A 16376-nucleotide genomic window follows, 5' to 3' on the forward strand; every position below is an offset into this window, starting at 1 on the left:
CGTCAGGCCCTGGCACCGCCCGCGTCGGTCTCGACGAGCTCGGCGCGCCGGGCGCCGCGGCCGAGCGCGAACGTGGCACCGAGGCCGACGATCAGGAAGCCTGCCGCGGTGAGCGCCGACAGCCGGGTCCCGTCGGAGAACGCCGCTCTGGCGGCAACCGCAGCCACCCCGGACGGATCGTTCTCATCAAGCACCGCGATGGCAGCACCCGCGCTGTCGACGACCGATGAGACGATCTGATCCCGCTGCGCCTCGGGCACGCCCGCATCGTCGAGGCTGTTCGAGAGGATGCCGCCGGTGGACGTGAACAGCACCGTGCCGAGGATGGCGATGCCGAGCGCCGAGCCGACCTGGCGCGAGGTCGACTGCGTGCCCGATCCCTGCCCGGAGAGGTCGACCGGAACATCCTGCAGGATGACGCCGGTGAGCTGCGCGGTCGCGAGGCCCACCCCGATCCCGTAGACGAACAGGGCCGGCAGCAGCCATCCCCACACCGCGTCGGGAGCGATGACGACCGCGACCGCCACAACGCCGACGATCTCGGCGGCGATGCCGAACCGCACGATGACGATCGGGTCCACGCGGCCGCTGGTCGCCCCCGCGATGCCACTGGCGACGAAGGAACCGACGGCGAGCGCGAGCAGCACCAGGCCGGTCTGCAGGGCGTCGAAGCCGAGCACGAACTGCAACCACAGCGGCAGCGACAGGATGAGACCGAACTCGCCGAGCGCGATCACCAGCGCGGCGATGTTGCCGTTCGAGAACGATCGGATGCGGAACAGCGAGAACTCCAGCAGCGATGATCGCCCACGGCGACCGCGCGAGATCCCCCACGAGAGGAAGCCGACGAGTGCGAGCGCGGAGATGACGAAGGCGACCGGCACCGGTGAGATCGTCCACGGCCACGTGAAGCCGCCGAGGGTGAACGGCTCGGCGCTGGTCCACCAGCCGTAGGTGCGGCCCTCGATGAGGCCGAACACGAGTCCTCCGAACAGCAGCACCGACAGCACCGCACCGACCACGTCGATGCCCTTCGCGCGCGCCTCCTTCGATTCGGCCACCGCGAGGGCGATTCCGATGAACACGGCGATCCCGAGCGGGATGTTGATGCCGAACGCCCACCGCCACGAGAAGTCGGTGGTCAGCCACCCGCCGAGAAGCGGCCCGACGGCGGCCATGCCCCCGATCGTCGAGCCCCACACCGCGAACGCGATGCCCCGCTCGCGCCCGCGGAAGGTGGCGTTGATCACCGAGAGGGTCGTCGGCAGGATCATGGCGCCGCCGACGCCCTGCACCAGGCGGGCGAGGATGAGCAGCTCACCTGTCGGCGCAAGCGCGGCCAGCACGGACGAACCCGCGAAGACGACGACCCCGACGAGCATGAGGCGCTTGCGTCCGAAGCGGTCGGCGAGACTGCCGAACAGCAGCAGCAACGACGCGAACACCAGCGTGTACGCCTCCTGCACCCACTGCACCTCGGTCGACGAGATGCCGAGGTCCTCGACGATCGAGGGAACGGCGACGTTGACGATCGTCGAATCGACGATGATCAGCGACACCGCGACGCTGATGAAGACGAGGCCGACCCAGCGCCGACGGTAGTGATCGGTCATCGACGCAGGGCCTCCTCGGCGCGCTTGTCGCGTTCGGCGAGCTTGGCCAGACGTGCGTTGTACTCCTCGAGCTCGGCATCGCCCGAGCGATCGGCGGCGCGGTCGCGTCGACGCTGCATGCGCTCGTCGCTGCGGCTCCACTGGATCGCCAGCGTGATCGCCACCGTGAGCGTGGGGATCTCCCCCACCGACCACGCGATGCCGCCGCCGAGGTACTGGTCATCCAACGGCGGAAGGCCCCACGCGCGCCCCATCGCGCCGTACCACTCCGAGGCCATGAGACCGGTCTGCATCATCATCGCGACGCCGAAGAACGCGTGCATCGCCATGACACCGACCAGCAGCAGCAGTCGTCCCGCATACGGCAGCCGATAGGCCACCGGGTCGACGCCGATGAGCGTGAGCGCGAAGAGATAGCCGGTGAGCAGGAAGTGCGCGACCATCCACACGTGCCCGATGTGGTCGTACAGCGCCCAGCGGAAGAGGTCGGTGTAGTAGAAGAGCCACAGCGACACCACGAACAGGCCGGCGGCGACGAAGGGGTTGGTCAGCACGCGCATGTACGGCGAGTGCACGATCCACAGAATCCACTCGCGCCCGCCGCGCGTGCCGTCGTCGCGTTTGCGGATGGCCCGTGCCGCGAGCGTCACGGGCGCTCCCGCCACCAGCAGCACCGGAATGCCCATGCTCAGCAGCATGTGGCCGAGCATGTGCACGCTGAACAGGTAATCCTGATAGGCGTTCGGGGCTCCGCACGTGACCCACACCAGCAGCAGCAGACCCGACACCCACATCACGGTGCGGTAGATCGGCCAGGCGTCGCCGCGCCGGTGCAGGCGCCACACGCCGGCGAGGTAGAAGAACAGGCCGAAGCCGGCCGCGAACGCCCACAGCACATCGATGTCCCACACCGTCAGCCAGCGGCTCGGCAGCAGTTCCGCCGGCAGCTCGTCGCCGGTGAGGTAGAACGCCGGCGACACGTCCTCCGGGATGCCGCTGTCGGTCGGCGGCGCGGTGCGGGCGAGGGCGGATGCGGCGCCGCTGGCGATGCCCATGAAGGCGAGTTCCAGGGCGATGAGCATCCAGAACACGCCGCGCGTCGCATCCGTCATGCGGTCGATGAGGCGATTGCGGTAGATCGCGCCCAGCAGGCCGATGGCCACGAGGGCGACGACCTTGACCAGCACGATGACGCCGTAGGGGGTCAGCAGGCCCCCGAGGTCTCCGATGCCGATCGCGGCGCGCACCGTTCCCGAGATCGCGACCACGATGAACGACACCAGGGCGAGCGTGGAGTAGCGCCGCATGGCCCGACGCATGGTCTCGCCGCGAACGATCGGCCGGATGAGCACCATGAGCAGCAGGCCCCCGAGCCACACGGCGGCGCCGATGATGTGCAGCACGAGGGACGACACGGCGAGGTTGTGGTTCGCCTGCTCGCCCGAGTGCCCCTGCGTGCCCATGGGCACGAGCGCGGCGAGGGCGAGGAGCGCGAGCAGGAATGACGGCGTCCACGAGCGCACCGCGAAAGCGAGCACCGTGATGATGGCGCCGAGCACGGTGGTGATCAGCCACACGCGGCCGAGTTCGGTCTCGACGAGGAAACGGCCGAGCTGGGCACCGAACTCGGGACCGAGGCTCAGCTGCGCGTTGAACGAGTCGAGGAAGACGAGGAAGCCGTTCGCGCCGGCGGCGACGGTGAACACCGCGGCCGAGACCGATGCGGCATCGAGCGCCACGTCGAACTCGCGCTCACCCGCCTTCAGCGCGTACAAGGCCACGACGAGGGTGCCGACCATGCCGGCGGCCGCGAGGTTGACCGCGAGCTTGACGACCGGGATCCCCCACCGCACCACGGGGCCCGCATCGCCGAGGATGAGGGGCGCTGCACCACCGCCGTAGGCCAGCGCCCAGACGAGTGCCAGGAGCGCGGCCGCGACGAGGATCACGGGCCCGGCGGCCCGCAGCACGCGGGGACTCACCCCCTAAGCGTAGATCGTTCCCGCTGGGGAACGACCGGAGGGGATGCCGCTCAGCGGCATCCCCTCCGGTGTGGTTCGGCGCGGTCGTTACTTGACGGCAGCCTTCAGCTTCGAGCCGGCGGTCACCTTGACGCGCTTGCCGGCGGGGATGGCGATCTCTTCGCCGGTCTGCGGGTTGCGGCCGGTGCGAGCCGAGGTCTCGACCTGCTCGAACGACAGCCATCCGGGGATCGAGACCTTGTTGCCCTTGGCCACGGCCTCCGAGACGGTGGCGAAGAGGGAGTCGAGCACGCTCGAGACGGCGGACTGGCTCTGGCCGGTCGCGCTGGCGATGCTCGCGACGAGTTCGGTCTTGGTGATGGACTTGTCAGCCATATGTGTGTCCTCCAAGGCGACGGATCGTCGCCTCTCGTTTCTTGGACCGAGCGGCGACTGCCTCCCGGCTTGGTCGGAACGACCGCCTCGAATATACCCACGAACCGCGGAATCATGCGGATTTCGGGCCTCGAGAGGGGGGTCACCCGGCGTGTCGCGGCCTCCGTGGGGCCCGTGTGACGCGTGAGACACCCTTCTCGGCTCGAGAAACACCGCGATGCGCGGTTTCTCGCGGCAATCGCGGTGTCTCACCCCGAGGGCGGTTCGAGCGTGTGCAGGGACCGCAGAGCCGCCACGACGTCGTCGTGCCACCGGCGCGCGAGCGGCAGCGCACCGGTGAACAGCGCGGTGTCGTGCGTTCCGCCGCGGTACTGCACGACGCTCGCGGCGACGCCGTCGCGTCGCAGCGCCGCGCCGTACGCGTCACCGTGGCCGCGCAGCGGATCGTACTCGGCGGTGAGGATGACCGCGGGCGGCAGCCCGCGGTGCGACGCCGCTCGTATGGGCGAGGCGAGCGGCTCGCGCGCCGCGGCGGGACGCGGCAGGCGACCGAGCGCAGCTCGCGCAGGGCGATGAGCGCCGGAATGCCGAGCGCCCACGTTGCGCGCAGGTCGAGATGGCGTCCGGTGAGGTCGACGACCGGCACCTCGAGCAGCTGCAGCCGCAGCGGGTGCCGCGCGCGGTCCCGGTTGACCAGCGTGAGGGCCGCCGCGAGTGAGCCGCCCGCGGAGGTGCCCGCGATGCCGATCCGCTCGGCGTCGATGCCCAGCTCGTCCGCGTGTGCGATGAGCCACTCCAGGCACGCGTACCCCTGCTCGACCTGGGTGGGGTACCGATGCTCGGGAGCCAGCGCGTAGTCGACGGCGATGATCGCGACGCCGGCATCGTGTGCGCGGCGCCGGAAGGCGGCATCCGTCGTGGGGTAGTCGATGCCGCCGATCCGGAACGCTCCCCCGAAGAACGCCAGCACGCCGGGCACGGGCCGTTCGTGCTGGGGCGGATGGTAGACGCGCACCCTCACGTCGGGGAATCCCGGCACCGGAACGTAGTGTTCGGTGATGCGCAGCTCCGGCCCCGGCGTGCCCACCGTCTCGAGCTCGGTGCGGTCCCATGCGAGGGCCGCGCGGCGGTGCTTCGCGCGGGCGGATGCCGGCGTTCGGGCCGCGCGGCGGCGCTTCGGACGGGCCGGCGCGGGTCGAGACTGGGGCCTGCGTCCGAGACCGGGCCGCGTGCCGCCGGGTCTCGGACGGACACCCGGGTCTCGCGGAGGCAGGAGGCCTCGCACGGCGTCGCGCACCCGGTGCCACGCCTTGCCGAGCAGGTAGCGGCGATGCACGCGCAGGCGCTCCGCGAAGAAGGGGTCCAGCGGCATCGTGGCCTCCTCGAGGCGGTGGACGGGAATCCTCGTCGGCGGGTGAGGCCCCCGTGGTGCCTGAGGCGTCCGTCGTGACCCGAGGCGTCCATAGTGCCCGAGGCGTCCATGGCGCCTGAGGCGTCCGTTGTGACCCACCGTACGCGCTCGGAACCACTCCCCCGCGTGCACGAACTCAGGCTGGGGTCTCGCGGGAAGCCCGATTCAGGCCTTTCAGCCGCATTCAGACGCCGTCAGCCTGAGACAGGGCACACGGCGATCGAGGAACGACCAACGGATGCCGGCGGGGATACGACCGGCGGGATCCGCCCGCGGGGATGACGACCGGCGGGATCCGCCCGCGGGGATGACGACCGGCGGGATCCGCCCGCGGGGATGACGAAGGCCCGGATCCAGGTGGATCCGGGCCTTCGTGAAACGCGTCTCGCTTACCAGCTCGACTTCGTCACACCGGGGAGTTCCCCACGGTGTGCCATGTCGCGGAAGCGCACGCGCGAGATGCCGAACTTCTTCAGGTGTCCGCGCGGGCGACCGTCGATGACGTCGCGGTTGCGCAGGCGCACCGGCGATGCGTTGCGCGGCAGCTTCTGCAGGCCCACGCGGGCCTCCTCACGCTGCTCGTCGGTCGAGGTCGGGTCGACGAGCTGCTTCTTCAGCTCGAGGCGCTTCGCCGCGTAGCGGTCCACGACCTCCTGGCGCTGCTTGTTGCGCGCGATCTTGCTCTTCTTGGCCATGATCAGCGCTCCTCTCGGAAATCGACGTGCTTGCGGACCACCGGGTCGTACTTCTTCAGCACGATACGGTCGGGGTTGTTGCGGCGGTTCTTGCGCGTGACGTAGGTGTATCCCGTGCCCGCGGTCGAACGCAGCTTGATGATCGGACGGACGTCCTGAGCCTTCTTCGCCATTAGAGCTTCACACCCTTCGCGACGAGGTCCTTCACAACCGACTCGATACCGCGCGCGTCGATCACCTTGATGCCCTTGGCGGACACGTTCAGGGTGACCTTGCGACCGAGCGACGGAACGTAGTAGGTCTTCTTCTGCACGTTCGGGTCGAAGCGGCGCTTCGTCCGTCGGTGCGAGTGGCTGATGTTGTGACCGAAGCCGGGAACCGCTCCGGTCACCTGGCACACTGCGGCCATGGTGTCTCCTTCTGTACCGTGAAGCCGGACGGCTCCACCCAAGATCCCTTGTCTGCGCCCCGCACCGAAGCCGTCCCGATTGCGGGTCGAGCGATGGTGTGGGGTGCGAACTACGCGCTGGAGTGCGCGCAGACAAACAACCACCCTAGCACGTCGGGCGTGTCGGCTACGACAGGGCGGCCGCTCCCCTCCCCCACCGGAAGGCGGAGACGGTCGGATCCCCCTCGATCCAGAAGCGCCACGGATACTCCGCGGTGCCGGCGACGCCGGCCACTCCCACGCGCGGACCGCGGGCGACCGCCGCGAGCGGCTCCTCGCGAAGCCACAGTCGGGCCCGCGCGCCGGCTCGCTCGTCCGGCTCGATCGCGTCGATCCCGTCGTGGACCGGATGCCGCAGGCCAACCGCGTCGCCCAGTCGACCCGGACCGCGGGCGAGGTCACGCGGTCGGCGCACGACGCCGCGACCGGCGGTCCGGCGCCGGAGCGCAGCATCCTCACCGTCGACGATCTCACCGGCGCGCAGCAGGATGCCGCCGGCTCCGCCGGCGGGGGCGGCCACGACGTTGACGCACGAGTGGATGCCGTGGCTGAGGTAGACGTAGAGGTGACCCGGCTCGCCCCACATCGTGGCGTTCCGCGCCGTGAGACCCATCCGCGCGTGCGAGCCAGGATCGGGCACGTCGCCGGTTCCGAGCCCGAGATAGGCCTCGACCTCGGTGATGCGCACCACCACCCGCTCCTCGGCGACGTCGGTCACGAGCACGCCGCCGAGCAGGCGTGGCGCCACGTCCACGGCGAGCGCGCGCAGGTCCTCGCGCGCGGCGGGGCGCAGTCCGTCGCCGACCCCGCTCATCCGGGCGGCAGCCGGCACCACGACGCGTCGAACCCCGCGAGCGCCACGATCTCCGCGTTGTCGGCGAGGGAGAGGATGTGCGTCTCGACCCGCTCGGGCAGCGGGAGCAGATACCCGTCGTAGCGGTTCGAGACGACGTCGGGGGCGATGAGCACGGCCGCATACCGCCCGCTGGGCGACACGCACGTCTGGAGAACGGTGTCTTCGTTGGGCACATCCATCACGATCGCGGTCTCACCCTCGTCGTCGACGGTCGCGATCGTGGTGGCGATGGGCTGTCCGCCCTCGTCGCGCAAGGACGTCGTGCGCAGGGTGCCGCCGCCGGGAAGAGGCTCCACGTCGTTGAGGGTGCCGAGGTCTTCTGCCGAGGCGACGAGGGGCGTCTCGTCACCGGTCGAGAGGTCGAGCACCACCCATCCTTCCGGACGATCGATGACGGCCTCCGACGTGCCGGGGGTGATGCCGGCGATCGCGTTCGCCAGTCCGAACGAGGCCGGGTTCTCCCCCGTCGGCCCGGTGAGCGTCAGGGCGCTGTCGAACCCGACGAACAGCACGCTGTCGGTGTCGGGCACGAACGACCACGAATCGACGCGCGCGTCGCTCCCCTCGACGGCGACCTGCACGGGCGCCTCCTCGGCGGCGGAGTCGTCGACCGATGCCGTGAACAGCGCACTCTCGAGGGCGCCGTCGGTGCCGACCGCCGCGTCGGTGAAGAGGTAGCCGATCCGATCGCCCCGGTCGGCGGCCTGCAGGTCGGAGATCGTGCCCTCGCCCGGCAGGGCCAGCGTGCGCTCGTTCTGCCCCTCGTGGTCGGTGACGATCAGCTGCGACTGATCGTTCTCATCCCGCACCGAGAACACCAGGTGGTCGGCGGTGATGCGGAAGTCCTCGATCGCCGGGTGCGTGAACACCGGGATCGCCTGCTCGCCGTCGAGGTCGGTGACGAAGACCGTGTCGCCGTTCTCGCCGCCGCGCTGCAGCAGGAACAGGTCGATGCCGGGGGTCGTGAAGGTTTCGGTGAGGGTCGAGGTGGCTCCGCCCCCCAACCCGGTCACGTCGTCGATCGTCACGGTGTACTCGGTCTCATCCCACAGCGGCAGGGTGAACCGCACCCCGACGCTGCGCCCCGAGGTGTCCACCGCGAACGGGACCGCCGGGGTGATCGTCACCTGCGAGGCGTCGACCTCCTGCAGCGACTGGGTCGTCGTGAAGATGACGCGGGTGCCGGATGCTTCCACGGCGGCCTCGGGATCCACCGCGACGTCGGTCGCACGCGGCCCCTGGGCGACGCTCACGGCGGCGCCGACGGCGGCGAGCACCACGAGGGTCGCGACGACGATCGCGAAGACGGCCGCGAAGCCGAGCGGGCGCCGGCGCGCGACCTCGGGCCTGTCAGTACTCATACGGGTCCTCGGGCTCGTCGATCGCGGTCACCTCGGCTGCATCGACCGTGAGGGTGCCGTCGCTCGCGGCCCGCACGGTGCCGGAGACCTCGACCCACTGCCCCGCCTCGGGCGCCGCCTGCCCGGAGGCGATCGGCACGCTGGCCGGCTGCGCGTCGATGACGCAGTGGGTGATGACCAGGCGGGTCAGGCCGAAGCCGTCGTCGGTCGGGGCGACGAATCCGGTGAGGGTCACCTCCTGGCCGTCGAAGGTCTCCGGCGAGGTGGAGGTCGCGAACACCGTCGCCCACTCGCCGATGCCGAAGGTCGAGGTGTCGCCGGATGCGGCGAGGGTCACCGCATCCTGACCCGCGAACAGCGGCGTGACGCCGACGTCTCGCGCGAGGGCCATCTCGGCAGACAGCGAGGTGGCGGGAAGGACGAGCGTCAGCAGCACGACGCCCGACGCGATGGCGCCGCCGGTGATCGACGCGGCGAGGGCGAGCGGATGCGCGTGGTGGGGGTGCGCAGGGGGACGAGCGTCGTGCGGATCGGCCTCGGACGAATGCGGCTCGTCGGGAGTGACGTGCTCGCGGGGCGGCTGGGGGATCGCGGCGGCCTCGCGAGCCGCGCGGGCCTGCGCGCGCGAGGTCGGACGCGCGTCCGCTTCCTGGAGGGTCGAGACGCCGGAGGCCTCGGGTGCTGCACTCGCGTCCGGCACCGGCTCCGGATCGCGCCGGCGCGGTCCGGGGGCGGGCTCGGACGGCGGCGGACCGTGGTCGTGCCCGTGCTCGGCTTCGGCGCCCAAGGGGAGTGCGAACGAGGCGGCCGCCCCGACGAGCAGGAGCACCGCCATCGACACCGCGAACCACGACGAGTCGGGGTTGATGTAGAGGTCGAGGTCGCCGGTGAGGGCGAGGGAGACGGTGACCACGGCGATGATCGCCGCGAGTCCGACACCGAGCCAGCGCGTGCCGAGCGCTCCGAGGTCACGCAAAGAGATTCACACCCGTCGCGATGGCGAACGCGCTGAGAACGACCACGACGACCACGCCGGCGAGGGTGCGGGTGGTGAAGGTGGTGCGCAGCAGCGCGAGCATCTTGACGTCGACGAGCGGACCGACCAGCAGGAACGCGACGATGGACCCCGGCGTGAAGGTGGAGGCGAACGACAGCGCGAAGAACGAGTCGACGTTGGAGCAGATCGACACCACCATCGCCAGCGCGATCATCGCGACGATCGACAGGGCGGGGTCGGAGCCGATCGCCAGCAGCGTCTCCCGCGGCACCAGCACCTGCACCGCCCCGGCGATCGCGGAGCCGATGATGAGGGCGGGCATCACCGCCCGCAGCTCGACGACGAACTGCGCGAGACTGCGGCGGACGCGTCCGCCCGGCTCGTGCGCGACCAGTTCGCACGTCTCGCGGAAGCGCTCCGTGAGCAGGCCATCGGGGTCGCGGTGCAGGCTGTACAGCCATCCGATGAGGTTCGCGATGAGGTAGCCGCCGACCAGGCGGGCGATGAGGATGCCGTCGTCGAATCCGAACGCGGCGTGCGTCGTGATGATGACGATCGGGTTCACGATCGGTGCCGCAATGAGGAAGGTCATCGTCTCGGGCACGCTGAACCCGCGCATCAGGAGCCCGCGCGCGAACGGCACATTCCCGCACTCGCATACGGGGATGAGCATCCCGAGCAGCGACAGCACGGCGCGACGGGCCCACGCCGCGCGCGGGAGCCACCGCTCGATGACGCCGGGCGGCACCCACACCTGCACCACGATCGAGAGCACGACGCCCAGGGCGATGAACGGCAGCGACTCGATCAGCACGCTGATCGCGAGGGTCAGCCCATCTTGCGCGCGTTGAAAGCGAGAGCGGGTAGAGCGACGGCAGCAGCAGGTCGATGGCGAACAGCGCCAGCACCACGGCCACGCCGACACCCGCCCACACCAGCGCGCGGGCGGTCGACGACGGCTCGTGGAGAGTCTCCGAGCGGCGGCGCGTGTCAGTCGACGGCACGCTCGTTCGCCTGGGCGGCCGTGCACGCGGCGCACAGGCCGAAGATGTCGACGATGTGCTCGGCCTGGGTGAAGCCGTGCTGCGAGGCGGTCGCGTGAGCCCACGTCTCGACGTCGCTCGCGGCGATCTCGACGGTCAGCCCGCAGGATCGGCAGATCAGATGATGGTGATGGCCCGGCGATTCGCAGGCTCGGTAGAGATTCTCTCCTTCGGGACTCTGCAGGGAATCGGCCTCGCCCTTGGCGGCCAGGCCCGCCAGTGCTCGATAGACGGTGGCCAGCCCGATGCCCGTGTTCTCCTCGCGAAGGTGAGCGTGCAGCGCCTGGGCGCTGACGAATCCGGGGGAATCTCCGAGCGCCTCACGCACGCGCTCGCGCTGCCAGGTGTTGCGCTCGACCATGCCGCGAGTCTACCCGCGGCGCCTGGGCAAGCCCCGGGCGATTCTTATGCGAACCGTTCGCGGGTGACGCGACCCCGCCGGCGACCGACGACGCGACAGACGAGATAGATGGCGAACGAGATGGTGGTGATGTAGGGGCTCACCGGCAGGGTGCCCGCGATCGCCAGCAGGATGCCGCCGACGGCCGAGACGAACCCGAAGACGGCCGACAGCACCGGCACCGCGAGCGAGCCGGAGGCCACGCGCATCGCGGCGGCGGCGGGAGTGACCAGCAGCGCCATCACCAGGAGCGCGCCGATGATGTGCACCGCGACGGCGACGATCAGCCCGAGCAGGAGCATGAAGCCGAGCGAGACGACCGTCGTGGGCACGCCCCGCGCGGCGGCGGCCTGCGGGTCGAGGGAGTCGAACCGCAGGGGTCGCCAGATGAGCAGCAGGCCGAGCATCACAAGCGCCCCGATGCCGATGAGCCAGCCGAGCTGATCGGACTGCACGGAGACGATCTGCCCGGTGAGCAGGCTGAACCGATTCGCGCTGCGGCCGCTGTAGAGCGACAGGAAGAGGATGCCGAGGCCGAGGCCGAAGGGCATGAGCACGCCGATGATGGAGTTGCGGTCGCGCGCGCGGGCGCCGAGCCATCCGATCAGCGCCGCAGCCACGAGGGATCCCACGATCGACCCCGTGACCACGTCGAGGCCGATGAGAAGGAACGCGGCGGCCCCGGCGAAGGACAGTTCGCTGATGCCGTGCACGGCGAAGGCCATGTCGCGCTGGATGACGAACACGCCGATCAGGCCGCCGACGAGCCCCAGCACGGCGCCGGCGACGACGGAGTTCCACACCAGCTCGAGGATCTGCCCGTAGTACGGCAGCCCGCCGAACATCGCGTCCCACACGTCAGCCCAGTTCATGCGCCGGCCTCGTCGTGGTGATGGTGGTGCTCCTCGGCATCGGGCGCGCCGACGACGACGAGGCGTCCGCCGGCCTTGAGCACGTAGACGGGGGCGCCGTAGAGGCGGGTCAGTGTGGCCGACTCGAGCACCTCGTCGGGGCGACCGAGCGAGAAGCGGCCGTTCGCGATGTAGAGGATGCGGTCGACACGGTCGAGCACCGGGTTGATGTCGTGGGTCACGAAGAGCACGGCCGCGTCGGTGGCGCGACGATGCCGGTCGATGAGACCGATCACCGCGCGCTGGTTGGCGAGGTCGAGGCTGGTGAGGGGCTCATCGCACAGAAGGAGGGGCGGATCGTCGGCGAGCGCCTGTCCGACGCGCAGGCGCTGCTGCTCGCCGCCGGAGAGCTCCCCGACGCGACGGTCGGCGTAGTCGCCGGCGCCGACGGCCTCGAGGAGGCGGTCGACGCGAGCACGGTCACCGCGTCGGGGCAGCGGGAGCCCGAACCGATGGCCGTCGACGCCGAGGGCGACGAGGTCGCGGGCGCGCAGGGCGGTCTCGGGCGGCAGGGGACGCTGCTGCGGGATGTATCCGATCCGGCGGTTGCCGGCCCCGCGCACGGGCTCACCGAGCGCGGTCACGCTGCCCTCGCTCAGCTGCTCGAGGCCGAGGATCGCCCGCAGCAGGGTGGTCTTGCCCGAGCCGCTCGGTCCGAGCACGGCGATCAGCTCGCCGGGCTGCACCTCGAGGTCGAGCCCCGCCCACAGTTCCCGGCCGTCGCGCCGCAGCGCCGCGCCGCGGATCTGGAGCGGAGGCGTCACTCCGTCAGAGCGTCGGCCATCGCCGCGACGTTCGCCTGCATCCACGAGACATAAGTCTCCCCCTCCGGGAGGGTTTCGGAGAATTCGATCACCGGAATGCCCTGCGCGTCAGCCTCGTCGATGATCTGCGTGGTCTCGGCACCGCCGGTCTGGGCGTTGACGATGACGAGGCTCACATCGCCCGACTCGAGAAGCGTGAGGGATTCCAGGAGGGTCGCGGGCGCGACATCCTGACCCTCTTCGACCGCCTCGGTGAAGGCCTCGGGGGCGACGCCTACGAGTCCGGCGGCCGACGACAGGTAGAGCGGAACCGGCTCGGTCACGAAGATCTCGTCGCCCTCGTGATCGGTCGCGACGGCGGTGAGGTCGTCTTCGATGGTCGCGATCTCTTCGACGAACGCGGCGAGGTTGGCCTCGTACGTCTCCGCCTGCTCCGGGTCGTGCTCGCTCAGCTCCTCGGCGATCGCCTCGGCGACGTGCTCCATCGTGTGAGGGTCGTACCAGACGTGCTCGTTGAAGCCCTCGATGTGCTCGTGCTCGTGCTCCTCCTCTTCGGCCGCTTCCTCCTCGGCCTCCTCCTCTTCGGAGTGGTCGTGCTCAGCCTCTTCGCCGGGGTAGTCGTGCGAGTACTCGACCGCGGTGATGACGTGCGCTTCCGATCCGCTCGATTCGATCATCGCGTCGACGAACGCGTCGTATCCGCCCCCGTTCTCGATGATGATGTCGGCCTCGCTGACGACAAGCTGATCCTGCGCGCTGCCCTCGTACTCATGGGGGTCCTGTGCGGAGCTGTCGATGATCGACGTGACGGTGACCGCGTCTCCCCCGATCTGCTCGGCGATCTGGCCGTAGACGTTGGTCGAGGCGACGACGGCGATCGTGTCGTCGCTGTCGGCGGCCGGCTCGGTGGCCGCGGAGCCGCATCCGGCGAGGACGAGGACGGTGCCGGCTGCGATACCGACGGAGGGCAGGATTCGGGAGTCACGCATGGGGGAGATCCTACGCCTAGTGATAATCGTTCCCAAAATCATGAGCAGGTGCCTGGCGCCGATCCCTGCCCTGATCCGTTCACCTGTCCCCGGATGCCGCATCCCCACACCACAGCGACAACGAGCGGCAACCGAACGCCCGGTCGTGGGCGCCCGGACGCGAAACGGCGGCTACTCGACGAGGAGGGCGGGCTCCTCGAGGACGGCGGCGATGTCGGCGATGAAGCGGGAGACCTGGTCGCCGTCGACGACACGGTGGTCGAACGAACCCGACACGGTCGTGACCCACCGGGGCCGCACCTCGCCGTCGACGACCCACGGCTTCTGCCGGATCGCTCCGAGGGCGACGATGCCGACCTCACCGGGGTTGATGATCGGCGTTCCGGCGTCGACCCCGAACACGCCGATGTTCGTGATCGTGATGGTGCCGTTCTGCTGGTCGGCCGGGGTCGTCTTGCCCTCGCGCGCCGTGAGCGTCAGCTTCTCGAGCGCCTTCGCCGTCTCGCGCACCGACAGCGCCTGCGCGTCCTTGATGTTGGGGACCAGCAGCCCGCGCGGCGTCGCCGCCGCGATGCCGAGGTTCACGAAGTGACGCACGCGGATCTGGGCGCCCTCGTCGGTGTCGACCCACGCGGCGTTCACCATCGGGGTGCGGCGCACGGCCCACACCACGGCCCGGGCCATGATCAGCAGCGGCGACACCTTGGTGTCGGCGAACTCGGGCGAGGCCTTGAGGCGCTTGACGAGCTCCATCGTGCGAGTCGCGTCGACGTCGACCCACACCGACACGTGCGGAGCGGTGTAGGCGCTGCGCACCATGCCGCTCGCGGTCGCCTTGCGCACGCCGCGCACCGGGATGGTCTCCTCGCGGTCATCCGCCGGCGACACCGCGGCGGTCGTGGCCGGCGGTGCGGGGGCGGCGACCGGGATCGTCTCCTCGCGCACCTCGCCCCACGCGGGCGTCTCGATGTTGCGGAAGACGCTCGCCTGCGAGGCGTGCGCCACGACGTCGTCGCGGGTCACCTCGCCGGCAGCGCCGGTCGGGGTCACGGCCGAGAGGTCGACCCCGAGGTCGCGGGCGAGCTTGCGGATGGGCGGCTTGGCCACCACGCCGACCGACGACGTGATGCGCTCCGCGGCCGACACCGGGGGCTTCCGACGCCGGGACTGGACGGGGCCGCCGGAGCCGTAGCCGACGAGGACCGATCCCGATCCGTCCGGTTCCGGGGCCTCGGCGGCCTCCCCGTGCTCCGAGCGCCCGACGGTGGTGTCGACGCCGGAGGCGGCATCCGCAATGGTGATGATCGCCGCACCCACCTCGACGGTGTCGCCCTCGGCGACGAGCAGATCGCCGACGGTACCGGCGAACGGCGAGGGGAGCTCGACGAGCGACTTGGCCGTCTCGATCTCGACGATCACGTCGTTGACGGCGATCTCGTCGCCGGGAGAGACGCGCCACGAGACGATCTCGGCCTCGGTGAGACCCTCCCCGACGTCGGGGAGGACGAATGTCTGCGTGCTCATGGCGTTCCTCTGCTGGGGCGGGTCAGTAGGCGAGGGCGCGGTCGACGGCCTCGAGGATGCGGTCGGGATCGGGCAGGTAGACGCCTTCGAGCTTGGCCGCGGGGAAGGGCGTGTCGAAGCCCGACACGCGCAGCACCGGCGCCTCGAGAGCGTAGAACGCCTTCTCGGTCACCGTCGCCGCGATCTCCGATCCGAGGCTGACGAACCCGGGCGCCTCCTGCGCGTAGACCATGCGGCCGGTGCGCCGCACCGAGTCGAGGAGGGGGCCGTAGTCGACCGGCGAGAGCGAGCGCACGTCGACCACTTCGCAGCTGGTCCCCTCGGACTCCGCGAGAGCGGCCGCCTGCAGGAGCGTCGTCACCATGGCGCCGTGACCGACGAGGGTGACGTCGGTGCCGCGCCGCACGACACGGGAGGCGTGCAGCGGCACGGCCGGAGCCGTGAGATCGACCTCGCCCTTCTGCCAGTAGCGTGCCTTCGGCTCGAGGAAGACGACGGGATCGGGCGATTCGATCGCCTCCTGGATCATCCAGTACGCGTCGTTCGGCGTCGACGGGCTCACCACGCGCAGCCCGGGCGTGTGGGCGAAGTAGGTTTCGGGCGATTCCTGGTGGTGCTCGACCGCGCCGATGTGTCCGCCGTAGGGGATGCGGATCACGACCGGCATCTGCACGGCGCCCTCGTGGCGGTTGGTGATCTTCGCCAGCTGCGTCGTGATCTGATCGAACGCCGGGAAGACGAACCCGTCGAACTGGATCTCGATCACCGGTCGGAATCCGCCCATCGCCAGGCCGATCGCGGTGCCGACGATGCCGGACTCGGCGAGCGGGGTGTCGAGCACGCGACGCTCGCCGAACTCGGCCTGCAGCCCCTCCGTCACGCGGAAGACGCCGCCGAGGCGGCCGATGTCCTCGCCCATGAGCAGCACGCGGTCACTCGCGGACATCGCGGCGCGCAGGCCGGCGTTGAGGGCCTTGGCGATCGGCATGACCGCGGTGGTCTCGCTC

Annotated in this window: 16 protein-coding genes and 2 pseudogenes; all 18 read right to left on the reverse strand. The window is 70.5% G+C overall.

The features are described 5' to 3' along the window. Positions 1-2: 2 nt before the first annotated feature. Positions 3-1613 (reverse strand): DHA2 family efflux MFS transporter permease subunit, encoded by a 1611-nt coding sequence (locus tag IM777_RS15880; RefSeq protein ID WP_194384029.1) that lies wholly within the window; start codon positions 1611-1613, stop codon positions 3-5. Continuing rightward, complete coding sequence (locus IM777_RS15885) at positions 1610-3595, reverse strand: bifunctional copper resistance protein CopD/cytochrome c oxidase assembly protein (RefSeq protein ID WP_228480862.1); 1986 nt, start codon at positions 3593-3595, stop codon at positions 1610-1612. The genes IM777_RS15880 and IM777_RS15885 overlap by 4 nt, the downstream gene beginning before the upstream one ends. 87 nt (positions 3596-3682) lie before the next feature. Next, on the reverse strand, positions 3683-3970 hold the full coding sequence (locus IM777_RS15890; RefSeq protein WP_071045226.1) for an HU family DNA-binding protein: 288 nt from the start codon (positions 3968-3970) through the stop codon (positions 3683-3685). 248 nt (positions 3971-4218) lie between these two features. Then, on the reverse strand, positions 4219-4773 hold the full coding sequence (locus IM777_RS17470; RefSeq protein WP_272872955.1) for an alpha/beta hydrolase fold domain-containing protein: 555 nt from the start codon (positions 4771-4773) through the stop codon (positions 4219-4221). After that, a pseudogene (locus IM777_RS17475) lies at positions 4656-5342 on the reverse strand (alpha/beta hydrolase); the annotation flags it as partial. The pseudogene IM777_RS17475 and the gene IM777_RS17470, both read right to left, overlap by 118 nt. Positions 5343-5770: 428 nt before the next feature. Next, positions 5771-6076, reverse strand: coding sequence for a 30S ribosomal protein S14 (gene rpsN / locus IM777_RS15900; protein WP_071045228.1), 306 nt, complete (start codon positions 6074-6076; stop codon positions 5771-5773). 2 nt (positions 6077-6078) lie between these two features. Next, positions 6079-6249, reverse strand: coding sequence for a 50S ribosomal protein L33 (gene rpmG, locus IM777_RS15905; protein ID WP_013584775.1), 171 nt, complete (start codon positions 6247-6249; stop codon positions 6079-6081). Next, complete coding sequence (gene rpmB, locus IM777_RS15910) at positions 6249-6485, reverse strand: 50S ribosomal protein L28 (protein WP_071045229.1); 237 nt, start codon at positions 6483-6485, stop codon at positions 6249-6251. Before rpmB ends, rpmG begins: the two co-directional genes overlap by 1 nt. Positions 6486-6651: 166 nt before the next feature. After that, entirely contained in the window at positions 6652-7338 is a 687-nt protein-coding gene (locus IM777_RS15915) for a DNA-3-methyladenine glycosylase (RefSeq protein WP_194385612.1), read from the reverse strand. After that, the gene (locus IM777_RS15920) at positions 7335-8741 is read right to left on the reverse strand and encodes a hypothetical protein (RefSeq protein ID WP_194384030.1); all 1407 of its coding nucleotides are present in this window, start codon (positions 8739-8741) and stop codon (positions 7335-7337) included. Before IM777_RS15920 ends, IM777_RS15915 begins: the two co-directional genes overlap by 4 nt. Then, positions 8731-9717: a TIGR03943 family putative permease subunit gene (locus IM777_RS15925; protein WP_194384031.1), complete on the reverse strand. Its 987-nt coding sequence runs from the start codon at positions 9715-9717 to the stop codon at positions 8731-8733. The genes IM777_RS15920 and IM777_RS15925 overlap by 11 nt, the downstream gene beginning before the upstream one ends. Next, a pseudogene (locus tag IM777_RS15930) lies at positions 9710-10742 on the reverse strand (permease). Before IM777_RS15930 ends, IM777_RS15925 begins: the two are co-directional and overlap by 8 nt. Further along, positions 10729-11142, reverse strand: a complete 414-nt coding sequence (locus IM777_RS15935) for a Fur family transcriptional regulator (protein WP_071045233.1) — start codon at positions 11140-11142, stop codon at positions 10729-10731. Before IM777_RS15935 ends, IM777_RS15930 begins: the two are co-directional and overlap by 14 nt. A 44-nt stretch (positions 11143-11186) precedes the next feature. Next, positions 11187-12053 (reverse strand): metal ABC transporter permease, encoded by an 867-nt coding sequence (locus tag IM777_RS15940; RefSeq protein WP_194384032.1) that lies wholly within the window; start codon positions 12051-12053, stop codon positions 11187-11189. Beyond that, positions 12050-12856, reverse strand: a complete 807-nt coding sequence (locus IM777_RS15945) for a metal ABC transporter ATP-binding protein (protein ID WP_194384033.1) — start codon at positions 12854-12856, stop codon at positions 12050-12052. Before IM777_RS15945 ends, IM777_RS15940 begins: the two co-directional genes overlap by 4 nt. Beyond that, the gene (locus tag IM777_RS15950) at positions 12853-13845 is read right to left on the reverse strand and encodes a metal ABC transporter solute-binding protein, Zn/Mn family (protein ID WP_194384034.1); all 993 of its coding nucleotides are present in this window, start codon (positions 13843-13845) and stop codon (positions 12853-12855) included. The genes IM777_RS15945 and IM777_RS15950 overlap by 4 nt, the downstream gene beginning before the upstream one ends. A gap of 171 nt (positions 13846-14016) precedes the next feature. Then, entirely contained in the window at positions 14017-15369 is a 1353-nt protein-coding gene (locus IM777_RS15955; RefSeq protein WP_194384035.1) for a dihydrolipoamide acetyltransferase family protein, read from the reverse strand. A gap of 22 nt (positions 15370-15391) precedes the next feature. Continuing rightward, entirely contained in the window at positions 15392-16357 is a 966-nt protein-coding gene (locus IM777_RS15960; RefSeq protein WP_071045290.1) for an alpha-ketoacid dehydrogenase subunit beta, read from the reverse strand. Positions 16358-16376: the final 19 nt, after the last annotated feature.

Origin of the sequence: Microbacterium luteum (genome assembly GCF_015277875.1) — a bacterium.
Lineage (GTDB): Bacteria > Actinomycetota > Actinomycetes > Actinomycetales > Microbacteriaceae > Microbacterium > Microbacterium luteum.

Excerpts from the sequence above, each read along its gene's own strand:
- IM777_RS15880 (WP_194384029.1), bottom strand. The coding sequence starts at position 1,613 with ATGACCGATCACTACCGTCGGCGCTGGGTCGGCCTCGTCTTCATCAGC.
- IM777_RS15890 (WP_071045226.1), bottom strand. The coding sequence starts at position 3,970 with ATGGCTGACAAGTCCATCACCAAGACCGAACTCGTCGCGAGCATCGCC.
- rpsN (WP_071045228.1), bottom strand. The coding sequence starts at position 6,076 with ATGGCCAAGAAGAGCAAGATCGCGCGCAACAAGCAGCGCCAGGAGGTC.
- rpmG (WP_013584775.1), bottom strand. The coding sequence starts at position 6,249 with ATGGCGAAGAAGGCTCAGGACGTCCGTCCGATCATCAAGCTGCGTTCG.
- rpmB (WP_071045229.1), bottom strand. The coding sequence starts at position 6,485 with ATGGCCGCAGTGTGCCAGGTGACCGGAGCGGTTCCCGGCTTCGGTCAC.
- IM777_RS15915 (WP_194385612.1), bottom strand. The coding sequence starts at position 7,338 with ATGAGCGGGGTCGGCGACGGACTGCGCCCCGCCGCGCGCGAGGACCTG.
- IM777_RS15920 (WP_194384030.1), bottom strand. The coding sequence starts at position 8,741 with ATGAGTACTGACAGGCCCGAGGTCGCGCGCCGGCGCCCGCTCGGCTTC.
- IM777_RS15935 (WP_071045233.1), bottom strand. The coding sequence starts at position 11,142 with ATGGTCGAGCGCAACACCTGGCAGCGCGAGCGCGTGCGTGAGGCGCTC.
- IM777_RS15940 (WP_194384032.1), bottom strand. The coding sequence starts at position 12,053 with ATGAACTGGGCTGACGTGTGGGACGCGATGTTCGGCGGGCTGCCGTAC.
- IM777_RS15950 (WP_194384034.1), bottom strand. The coding sequence starts at position 13,845 with ATGCGTGACTCCCGAATCCTGCCCTCCGTCGGTATCGCAGCCGGCACC.
- IM777_RS15955 (WP_194384035.1), bottom strand. The coding sequence starts at position 15,369 with ATGAGCACGCAGACATTCGTCCTCCCCGACGTCGGGGAGGGTCTCACC.
- IM777_RS15960 (WP_071045290.1), bottom strand. The coding sequence starts at position 16,357 with ATGCCGATCGCCAAGGCCCTCAACGCCGGCCTGCGCGCCGCGATGTCC.